This is a genomic window from Mesorhizobium sp. WSM3879, assembly GCF_002294915.1.
GTDB lineage: Bacteria > Pseudomonadota > Alphaproteobacteria > Rhizobiales > Rhizobiaceae > Mesorhizobium.
Window position 1 is genome coordinate 49,423 of the sequence record NZ_NSFZ01000018.1, and the last position, 8,999, is coordinate 58,421.

General features: G+C 60.7%; 12 protein-coding genes. 6 read left to right on the forward strand and 6 right to left on the reverse strand.

Going from position 1 to position 8,999, the window contains the following annotated elements; translation table 11 throughout:
* The first annotated feature begins 283 nt into the window (after positions 1-283).
* Entirely contained in the window at positions 284-985 is a 702-nt protein-coding gene (locus CK218_RS27825; RefSeq protein WP_095829590.1) for a GNAT family N-acetyltransferase, read from the forward strand.
* An 88-nt stretch (positions 986-1,073) separates the two neighbouring features.
* Here the strand turns inward: CK218_RS27825 and CK218_RS27830 are convergent, their stop codons facing one another.
* Complete coding sequence (locus CK218_RS27830; protein ID WP_179294624.1) at positions 1,074-1,739, reverse strand: outer membrane beta-barrel protein; 666 nt, start codon at positions 1,737-1,739, stop codon at positions 1,074-1,076.
* A 357-nt stretch (positions 1,740-2,096) separates the two neighbouring features.
* Here CK218_RS27830 and CK218_RS27835 point away from each other — a divergent pair, with 357 nt between their 5' ends.
* Positions 2,097-2,783: an aspartyl/asparaginyl beta-hydroxylase domain-containing protein gene (locus CK218_RS27835; RefSeq protein ID WP_095829592.1), complete on the forward strand. Its 687-nt coding sequence runs from the start codon at positions 2,097-2,099 to the stop codon at positions 2,781-2,783.
* Between the two features lie 4 nt (positions 2,784-2,787).
* On the opposite strand, the gene CK218_RS27840 is transcribed toward CK218_RS27835, so the two are convergent.
* The 3 genes from CK218_RS27840 to CK218_RS27850 form a co-directional block, all read right to left on the reverse strand.
* Positions 2,788-3,093, reverse strand: coding sequence for a DUF982 domain-containing protein (locus CK218_RS27840; RefSeq protein WP_095779214.1), 306 nt, complete (start codon positions 3,091-3,093; stop codon positions 2,788-2,790).
* Positions 3,094-3,279: 186 nt separating this feature from the next.
* Entirely contained in the window at positions 3,280-3,516 is a 237-nt protein-coding gene (locus CK218_RS27845; protein ID WP_095829593.1) for a hypothetical protein, read from the reverse strand.
* 110 nt (positions 3,517-3,626) lie between these two features.
* Positions 3,627-4,022, reverse strand: a complete 396-nt coding sequence (locus tag CK218_RS27850; RefSeq protein ID WP_245435215.1) for a hypothetical protein — start codon at positions 4,020-4,022, stop codon at positions 3,627-3,629.
* Positions 4,023-4,232: 210 nt separating this feature from the next.
* Between CK218_RS27850 and map the strand changes: the two genes are divergently transcribed.
* Positions 4,233-5,060 (forward strand): type I methionyl aminopeptidase, encoded by an 828-nt coding sequence (gene map / locus CK218_RS27855; RefSeq protein ID WP_095829612.1) that lies wholly within the window; start codon positions 4,233-4,235, stop codon positions 5,058-5,060.
* Positions 5,061-5,124: 64 nt separating this feature from the next.
* On the opposite strand, the gene CK218_RS27860 is transcribed toward map, so the two are convergent.
* Positions 5,125-6,054: a LysR family transcriptional regulator gene (locus tag CK218_RS27860; RefSeq protein WP_095829595.1), complete on the reverse strand. Its 930-nt coding sequence runs from the start codon at positions 6,052-6,054 to the stop codon at positions 5,125-5,127.
* Here CK218_RS27860 and CK218_RS27865 point away from each other — a divergent pair.
* The 3 genes from CK218_RS27865 to radC all read left to right on the forward strand — a co-directional run bounded on the left by CK218_RS27865 (position 6,053) and on the right by radC (position 8,564).
* A complete protein-coding gene (locus tag CK218_RS27865) occupies positions 6,053-6,721 on the forward strand; it encodes an NAD(P)H-dependent oxidoreductase (RefSeq protein WP_245435216.1) in 669 nt (222 codons plus the stop codon). The two genes, CK218_RS27860 and CK218_RS27865, sit on opposite strands and share 2 nt — an antisense overlap.
* Before the next feature lie 3 nt (positions 6,722-6,724).
* The gene (locus CK218_RS27870; protein WP_095802154.1) at positions 6,725-7,648 is read left to right on the forward strand and encodes a DMT family transporter; all 924 of its coding nucleotides are present in this window, start codon (positions 6,725-6,727) and stop codon (positions 7,646-7,648) included.
* Between the two features lie 163 nt (positions 7,649-7,811).
* Positions 7,812-8,564 (forward strand): DNA repair protein RadC, encoded by a 753-nt coding sequence (gene radC / locus CK218_RS27875; protein WP_095779209.1) that lies wholly within the window; start codon positions 7,812-7,814, stop codon positions 8,562-8,564.
* Positions 8,565-8,652: 88 nt separating this feature from the next.
* On the opposite strand, the gene CK218_RS27880 is transcribed toward radC, so the two are convergent.
* Positions 8,653-8,991, reverse strand: a complete 339-nt coding sequence (locus CK218_RS27880) for a hypothetical protein (RefSeq protein WP_067000080.1) — start codon at positions 8,989-8,991, stop codon at positions 8,653-8,655.
* Positions 8,992-8,999 lie beyond the last annotated feature (8 nt).

The following is an 8,999-nucleotide window of genomic DNA, read 5'->3' on the forward strand; positions in this document are numbered from 1 at the left end:
GATTGAACAGCACAGATATGCGGTCTTATCGGCGCGGATCCGCTAGGAAGCAGCGTCAAACACCACCGCCGCCTTGCCGGTTCTCACCCGCCATACCGCTCAATAATCTTCCTTGGCTGTCGTCAGCCCCCCGCCCGGCGCCTGGAATGAATTGCGTACGCGCCGGATCGACCCGGAAGAACGGCTCCGAAGGCCTTTCCAATAGGTCCGGCGGAATTGAATCCTCCCCTTGGCGGGAGTTTGATGACATTGTCCGGTCAGAGTCTTGATATGAGTGCCGCAGATGCCCAAGATGCCTCACGCCGGCCAACGCGTAAGTTTGCCACCAATAGCCGCAGCTCAAAAACCGATGTTTGTTGACCGGTCCGGCGAAACTTGCCGGATCCGCACCTTGCGGCCGAATGAAGTGAATGAGCGCTTCACAAGGTGGCTTGCCGATCCAGCCGTCAGCGCCGGGTTGAACATGGCTGGCACGGCAATGGGGCTCGAATCGTTCCGCACGTATGTCAATAGTTTCGACAATGTACGGCGTAACCTGCTGGCCATCCGCCTGCTCGACCAAGACCCGATCGGCTTGATCATGATCGAGATTGATCCACGTCACCGCATTGGGTCTCTGCACATCATCGTCGGGGATAAAGCACAGCGGAAGCTCCAGATTTCAATCGAGGCCACTCGTCTCGCAATCTGGCATCTGTTCGTCGAACGCAGATTGGAAAAGCTGATGTTTGAGCCGCTGGCTCGAAATCAAGCAGCAGTGACAGCTTGCCGGCTTGGAATGCTGCGCCAAGAGGGGACGTTGCTGTCCCACCGACTCGACATAAAAACGGGTGAACGCCTGGATCAGCTTGTCTTTGCGTTGACTGTGGACGAGTTCAAGAAGCGCGTGCGAGTTGTTCCGTCCCTTCCGGTTTTTGAGGGACCCGGCTTGTCGCGCCACTTCGTGCGCGAGACAGCCAAGTCATTCGGCCGCAACTTTTCCTAGTGAATGTCGCGCCCAAAGTGCGCAGCGCTTTTGGGGGACCGACAGGCGTCAAAATCAAAGACTTGAAAGCGGGACGCGCTTTTACTCGCTAGAAGCGGTAGGAAATGCCGAAATTCAAGGTGCCAAACGACGGTTTGAATGTCACCTGATCGGCGCCATTGCCGCCCACGTGAACATTGTTGAACACGTAGTGGACGTATTCTGTCTTGAGCGCCCAATGCGGAGCGAAAGCGTATTCGACACCTGCACCGAATGCCCCGCCGACTTTGGTCGTGTTGACTGCGTCCGCCCCGCCCAAGATTCCGGTTGTCGATGAGGAAGTCTCAAAACGGGAAACGGCAACGCCGGCTGTGCCGTACAGCAAGAACTGATCCGACGCCAAGAAGCCCGCACGCGCGCGAGCAGACGCTACCCAATCCAAATCGTAATTGTATGAGTGGGTCTTTCCGCCGAAGATCGGGTCCACCACGACATGAGACGAATTCTGGTTGTGAAAGCCCAGGAAATCGAAACTTGCGACGCCGCCGTAGACGAATTGGCCTGCCTGCCAGTCGTGGCCGACGTAGACGCCACCTATGAAGGCCGTGTCGCTGAAATCCGAACTGCTGACGGCCGAAGGCCCATCGAACCCGGGATGCGAAAACCCGGCTCCGATCTCCGCGCCAGCGTAATATCCCGTCCAGCTACCGTCTTGAGCGTTCGCTGGCGCTGCCAGGGCAGCCAAGGCGACCGACGCATAGAAAATCTTGATCATGAAATCATCCCCACCCGTAAGCTCACCCATAGCCGACGTGACAGCGAAATGCTGTAGCGGCGCTACCACACTAGGTTTTGGGGTGCGCTGCCCGATTCATGTTCGATAGGGACAGGCTAGGAAGATTTGGACGGCGCGTTTCAGGCATGGCGTATCGGAAGTGTGCCGCTGGCGCTGAGACGCCACGATCGACAGCACGACGCCCGAAGTCATCGAGGCGTCACGACTGGTCCGCAGATGACATCCAAGACGCAGTGATACAAAACCGAACCTCTGCCTGACGCCTCGGAACAAATCTCCGTGACCCATAGCTGAAAGCAATCGTGCACTATATTATAACATGGTCGAGGCGATGCGATGTCGAACGTCTACGATCTTGGAAGCGATCTGGTGCGTCGTATCTATGAAAAACGCATAGATGCACCGGCGATTCTTGATGCCTCCACGCATTTTCCCAACGCGACAAAGTTCGCGGCCGTCTGGCAGAGTATTCGCGATGAAGTGCTGTCGGTGCAACTGAACCGGGTGCCGCGTTTTCACGACATCATGCCGGAACAGGCCGAGATTTCGGCCAATGACGGCCTCGATTGGCGCATGTTCGTGCTCAAGGCCTACGACATGACGATCCCGGAAAACCTTGGGAAGATGCCTACCCTCAGCCGGTTGCTGTCCGAGTGCCCCGAGGTCAAATCGGCGGCTGTTTCATTCCTGGCGCCGCGCAAGCACATCCCGCCCCACCGCGGCCCCTTTCGCGGCATCATGAGATTTCATCTCGGCCTTGTCATTCCGAAACTGGCGGACGGCCGCCCGGCAACGATCATGATGATCAACCATCAGGAAAAGCGGATCGCCGACGGCGAATGTCTGCTGTGGGACGACACTTTCGAGCACGAGGTCATGAACAGCGCCGATCAGGCGCGTATCGCCTTGTTGCTTGATGTGTGGCGCCCGGAGATGCCGCTGGACATGGAGATCCTGTCCAGGTTGATCGTTCGCGGCGTGCAGGTGGGAATGCACTACAGAGGGGTATCTTTCGCCGGTTAAAGCGTCACGCCCTCGCTTCGCGAAATCCTCTTGCGCTGCCGCCGCGCTTCAGCGGCAACATCATGTCCCTTGCGAGCAAACCGCTGACGCGGCAGAAGGCCATGAAGGCCCGGCAGGCTTCCTCGGCGCTTGCCACATCGACGGTCGCGCCGAAGCAGGCGTTAAACGCGGCGTCATAAACCTTGCCCTGCCGGCGCTTCGGCCAGTTCTGCAGGAAATCGAGCGCCTGCTCGACGCTGTAGATTTCCTCGACCGGCAGGCCGGGCGCGGGCGTGATGCGCACCGGCACCTCGAATTGCAGTCTGTCCATTCCCTGTCTCCCGAACTGGCGAAGTCGGAGCAACGCCGTTCGTTCTGAAAAGTTCTTTGCCCGGTTTTTGACGCAGGAATGTGACCTCAGTGCGGTGCGGGCCCGGCGACTGCCGCGGCAGATCGGCGCTCTGGCCACATCGTTCGACCGGGCGATGCAACCGGCATCGCCCTGTCGAGGTTGCGTCTACTGGTTCGCCGGGTCCATCTCCGCCTCGTAGGCCATGCGCGAGACCACCATCAGCAGATTGGCGGGCGGCACGGCGAAGATGACGCCGAGCACGATCGCCACCGTCCTTTCCACGCGAAGCGTTGCGGCTACAGCCCAATAAACAGTGCCTATACAGATGACTGCCTGGACGGCGAGAAACGCGGCTGCCGAAGCAGCGCGCGTGAGTGTCTTGAATGTCTTGATACGTTGCATCGAGAAATGTCCAATGGACGCGCCACGCAACCTGCCGACGGCCGGTAGCCGTCGCCAGGTCGCGGCGCGAAAGGAATAGTTGAGGTGAGAAAGGTCTGCGACCGCCTGGCTCAGGCGGTTGGTGGCGCGCGAGGCTGATTGGTATGCGAGAGCGGCGCGGCCACAAAGGCAGGCGTGATGCCGCCCTCCGCCGGCAAAGCCCCGCCAACGACAAGGAAATCGGATGCCGGAGCGAGAATGCCGGGATTGCCGCTGACGAGCTTTACCGGCAGCGGCCGGCCGGCGCGGGCTTCGAGGGCCTGCGCCTTGCCGGCGATCCTCAGCCAGGCAAGCGTTTCGCCCTGCCGCATCGCGCTGATGCCGGCGCCACCCGGGGCAGACGCTGTCGAGGCGGAGACCTCAGCCTGGGCGAAGCTCACCAGCGCAAGCGCAAGCAGCGCCATCAGGGCCGAGCACGCGGTCCTGCTTGGCAGCAGCGTCGATCTTGCGCGTTCCGGTGCCGTCAACGGGCGTAAATCTCCTGCATCCTGACCCGGCTACCTCAAGGGATGGTGCAAGGAAAGCTTTGCGACACCCAGACGCGCCCGCCCAGCGAATATTCCCGCGGCAAACCGGTTGCAGGCACTTCGTCCTTGAACCTTGCGGCTTCCAGTGCCAAATCTGAAGAAAATTTCCGCACCGGCTCGCGTCAGGAGCCAACCCGCGAACGGACAAGAATGGTTACCTATCTCGACGCCGCAACGGCCCCCTTGAGAAACACCGGCCAGATCCGCCTCTATGGCGAGGAAGGGTTTGCGGGCATGCGCAAGGCCTGCGATCTCACCGCGCGCTGTCTTGACGAGCTTGTGTCGATGGTGAAGCCCGGCGTCACCACCGAGACCATCGACCGTTTCGTCTTCGAGTTCGGCATGGATCACGGTGCATTGCCGGCCACGCTCAACTATCGCGGCTACACCAAATCGTCCTGCACTTCGATCAATCACGTGGTCTGCCACGGCATTCCTGACAACAAGCCCCTCAAGGACGGCGACATCGTCAACATCGACGTCACCTACATCCTCGACGGCTGGCACGGCGATTCCTCGCGCATGTATCCGGTCGGCACGATCAAGCGCGCCGCCGAGCGCCTGCTCGAGGTGACTTACGAATGCCTGATGCGCGGCATCGCCGCAATCAGGCCGGGCGCTCGCACCGGCGCGATCGGCGCCGCTATCCAAACCTATGCCGAGGCCGAGCGCTGCTCGGTGGTGCGCGACTTCTGCGGCCACGGCGTCGGCCAGCTTTTCCATGACGCGCCGAACATCCTGCATTACGGCACCGCCGGCGAAGGCGTCGAGATGCGGCCCGGCATGATCTTCACCGTCGAGCCTATGATCAATCTCGGCCGCCCGCATGTGAAGGTTTTGTCTGACGGCTGGACGGCGGTGACGCGCGACCGTTCGCTGTCGGCGCAGTACGAGCATACGATCGGCGTCACCGACACCGGCTGCGAGATCTTCACGCTCTCGCCAAAGAAGCTCGATCGGCCCGGCCTGCCGGCCTAGTCTGCCGCAGGCAACGGCATCGGCACGGTCTGATGTCCATAACAATTGGCAAGGCGCGCCTAGGCTATCGAAGCCCGGCAGCATCACCAAGCCCGGCTCCGGTCAGAAGTGCGGACTTGAGGCACCTGGCTCCTGGCAGCAAGGGTCTGTCGAGCCGTCGGGCAAGATAGACCCAACTCTTCGTCGTCCCATTTTCGCCAAGCGCAGCGGCTGAAAGCTGCACGAGCCGCTCGTCGACAAGATCCCGCTCGATCAACCAAAGTGGAAGCCGCCCCCAACCGATGCCTGCTCTGATCAAAGCCAGTTTCGCCTCTTGGCTACCGACCCGCCACTTGCGCTGGGAGAGCACGCCATAGTCGCGGCCATGGGAGCGAGGAGAAGGGTCCATCAGGACGATCTGGATGTGATCGGCCAGCTCTGGCGTACTCACCCGGCCTTTCTTCGCTATCAAGGCCAGAGCGTGCCCAGCACCGACGACCGCCGCCATCGACAGAGGCGCGAGGGAATCGAATTCCAGGCGCGGATCGCGCAGGTCTTCGCCCACCGTTATCGCGAGGTCGACCGTGCCCTGCAGGAGGCAATCGATCGGTTCCCCAAGGGTACCTGTCTGCAACCGGACGCCAACCGTCGGATAGGTGGCGTGGAGGGCTTCAAGAGCCCTGCCGACGGCCGGCAATGGAACAAGCGTGTCCACCATCAGCGCAAGCTCGATTTCAATGCCGCTGCCCATGCCCTGCGCCTTCGCGCGCAGCAGATCGGCGCGTAGAACCAGCGAGCGACAGTCGTCCAGCAGGGCCCGCCCGTCCGAGGTCAAGGTCGGCCGACGAGTCGACCGGTCGAACAGCACCGTCTTGAGTTCGGTCTCCAGATTGGCAATCGCGTGACTTACCGCCGACTGCGCGCGATCGAGCCGCATCGAAGCCAGTCGAAAGCTACCCGCGTCCGCCACGGCCAGGAACATCCGCATCTGATCGAGAGTGAGCGCGTCGAGCATGATCGATCAATTAGATCAGAAAATGCTAACGTTTAGCAATCCCATCGATCATCCCGGTGTGTCATCACTTCCTGACCTCAGACAGGAGAGCGAAGTGACTGAACGGCTCAAGCTCGCACCGCTGATCGGCAGCACGCGGGAACGACGCTATGGCGACAAGGTCGGAAACTGGTTTGCCCAAGAGGCGCAGAGACTGGACGAATTCGAACTTTCGCTCATCGATGTTGCAGACATTGATCTGCCCAGCCGGCACTTGGCGGAGCCGACACCGGCGATGAAGGCATTCACCGGTAAGCTCGCCAAGGCAGACGCCTTCGTTGTCGTCACCCCCGAATACAATCACAGCATGCCCGGCCATCTTAAGCACGCTATCGACCAGGCTACTGAAGAGTGGCACGCCAAGCCGGTCGGCTTCGTTTCATACGGTGGCGTTTCCGGCGGGTTGAGGGCCGTCGAACATCTTCGGCAGGTATTTGCCGAGCTTCACGCCGTCACCGTCCGGGACGCAGTAAGCTTTCACGGGGTGTGGGAGCATTTTGCCGATGGTGCGGGCCCGCTCGATCCGAAGCGCAGCTCCGGCGCTGTCAAAACCATGCTCCACCAACTCAAGTGGTGGGCTCTTGCGCTGAAGGAGGCGCGTTCGCGCGCCCCCTATACCGTAGGCTAACACATGGATTCGCAACGCATCATTGCAGGCGCCCTCATGACCATAGCCATGACGCTGGTCGGATCCGGCGTGGTGGCCTCGAAAATCATTGCCGGCGGCATGCACCCTTTCCTCGCCGTTCCCCTGCGTTTCCTGATTTCGACGCCGATCCTCTGGGGACTCGTCTTCCTGACAAGCACGCCGCGGTCGCGGCTCTTGGCAAAGGAATATATGATTGTGATGATTCAGGCGGCCGCGGGCAGCGCCGGCTATAGCATTCTGATGATCCTCGCCTTGACCTTGACGACGAGTGCCAATGCCAGCGTCATCCACGGCCTTTTGCCTGTATTGGCTGCCCTCGTTGCAACGCTGGCCTTGAAGGAGAGGCTTGGCGCCAAGCTATGGATCGCCGTCGGCGCTGTCACGGCAGGCGCACTTCTTGTCAATGTCGCCTCTGCCAAGGGCTTTGGCCTCGATCTGAAGCTGCTGGCGGGTAACCTGCTGGTGGTCCTCGCTGTTTCCGGCGAAGCACTGTTTGCGATCCTGAACAAGAGAATCAGCAAGCCGCTGGCGCCGCTCTATCTCGCGGCGCTGATGAGCAGCATTTCGCTGGTGCTGACCTTGCCGCTCGCCGCCGCCCTTGTCGCGTTTAGCACCGTTGCAGCAGCACCTGCCGCCCTATTGGCGACAGTCTATATCAGCATTTTTCCCACCGTAATCGGCTTCTGGCTCTGGTATTCAGGAGCCGCGCGCGCAAGCGGCGGAGAGGCTGGCGTGTTCATGGCAGTGCTGCCGGTCGCGGCACTCGCGCTCTCGTTTCTTCTTCTCGGCGAGACCATCACGACGATCCACATTCTCGGAACCGCCCTTGTCGTCCTCGGCATCGCTGTTTCGGTCAGCGGGGCAAGAACGGTGAAGAAACAGGCTGCCGAAGGTGCTCATGTTTAACGCTCGCCAATAGGCGATGCAGCCCTCATCGTCACGGCGTCTTGATATGTCCCAGCAACGCTCCCGGCTACTTTCCTGAAATGATCGAGAACCGTTTCGCGTTTCAGAATCATGCTTTAGTCTCTGGCAAAGGTCTTCTTTCGATCAGCGATGTGGGCGGGCGATGGGAAAAGTCGAGGACGAGCGGGCGTTTTTCTCTGAAGCCTGGGTAGAGCCGCCGAAGAAAGAGGTGGCGCCTGTTGAGAAGCCGCACTACCACGGCCATCGCGATCGTCTGCGCGAACGCTTCTTGGCCGGCGGTCCGGACGCCCTGCCCGACTATGAACTGCTTGAGCTGCTTCTCTTCCGGCTGATCCCGCGCGTCGACACCAAGCCGATCGCCAAGGCGCTGATCGCGCGCTTTGGTTCGCTTGCCGAAGTGCTCGGCGCGCCGGCGTCCCTGCTCGAGGAAGTGAAGGGCATCGGGCCGACGGTGGCGACCGATCTAAAAGTCATCGCCGCCACGGCGCAGCGCATGGCGCGCGGCGAAGTGCGCGGCCGCGAGGTTCTGTCGAACTGGACGCAGCTTCTCGATTATTGCCGCTCGGCCATGGCCTTCGAGGCCCGCGAGCAGTTCCGCATTCTCTTCCTCGACAAGAAGAATGGGCTGATCGCCGACGAGGTGCAGCAGACCGGCACGGTCGACCATACGCCTGTCTATCCGCGCGAGGTGGTCAAGCGCGCGCTCGAACTTTCCGCCAGCGCGATCATTCTGGTGCATAACCATCCGTCCGGCGACCCGACGCCCTCGCGCGCCGACATCGACATGACCAAGCAGATCATCGACACGGCCAAACCGCTCGGCATCGCCGTTCACGACCACGTCATCATCGGCCGCAAGGGCAACGCCTCGATGAAGGGCCTGCTGCTGATCTGACAGTCCCGAAAATCAGCTGGACACCGATCAGGAAATCATCCCCGGGCGGGCACGTCGCGGGCGATGGCTCGATCGAGACGCGTTGACGTTAGTTCATCAAAAGCACCAGAGCGGGATGCAGCTTCTTCAGGTTCGGCAATGATTTCGATTGCCAGGGTATGTCGGGCGTTCCGCGCACGACAAGTCGAACATCGGGATGCTTGCGCACCTCGATGGTAAATTTCGCCAGCAGGTTGATGCCGGAAGAGTTGAGAAAGTGAAGGTCCTTCAAATTGAGTGTGATGGAAGCGGGATTTGAGGCAAGAACACTGGTCGCCAAAGCCGTGATCGGCGCACCCGCCTCGGAACTGGCAAGCCGCATTGCACCGTCGAAAAAGATATCGCTTCCCTCAGTCCACACGCGGTAGTCGTCTGTCTTGATTTCCATATCTGGCT

Coding starts and splice junctions, on each gene's coding strand:
- CK218_RS27880 (WP_067000080.1), bottom strand. CDS start 8,991: ATGGAAATCAAGACAGACGACTACCGCGTGTGGACTGAGGGAAGCGAT.
- CK218_RS27845 (WP_095829593.1), bottom strand. CDS start 3,516: ATGCAACGTATCAAGACATTCAAGACACTCACGCGCGCTGCTTCGGCA.
- CK218_RS27825 (WP_095829590.1), top strand. CDS start 284: ATGCCCAAGATGCCTCACGCCGGCCAACGCGTAAGTTTGCCACCAATA.
- CK218_RS27835 (WP_095829592.1), top strand. CDS start 2,097: ATGTCGAACGTCTACGATCTTGGAAGCGATCTGGTGCGTCGTATCTAT.
- CK218_RS27830 (WP_179294624.1), bottom strand. CDS start 1,739: ATGATCAAGATTTTCTATGCGTCGGTCGCCTTGGCTGCCCTGGCAGCG.
- map (WP_095829612.1), top strand. CDS start 4,233: ATGGTTACCTATCTCGACGCCGCAACGGCCCCCTTGAGAAACACCGGC.
- CK218_RS27865 (WP_245435216.1), top strand. CDS start 6,053: ATGATCGATCAATTAGATCAGAAAATGCTAACGTTTAGCAATCCCATC.
- CK218_RS27870 (WP_095802154.1), top strand. CDS start 6,725: ATGGATTCGCAACGCATCATTGCAGGCGCCCTCATGACCATAGCCATG.
- radC (WP_095779209.1), top strand. CDS start 7,812: ATGGGAAAAGTCGAGGACGAGCGGGCGTTTTTCTCTGAAGCCTGGGTA.
- CK218_RS27840 (WP_095779214.1), bottom strand. CDS start 3,093: ATGGACAGACTGCAATTCGAGGTGCCGGTGCGCATCACGCCCGCGCCC.
- CK218_RS27860 (WP_095829595.1), bottom strand. CDS start 6,054: ATGCTCGACGCGCTCACTCTCGATCAGATGCGGATGTTCCTGGCCGTG.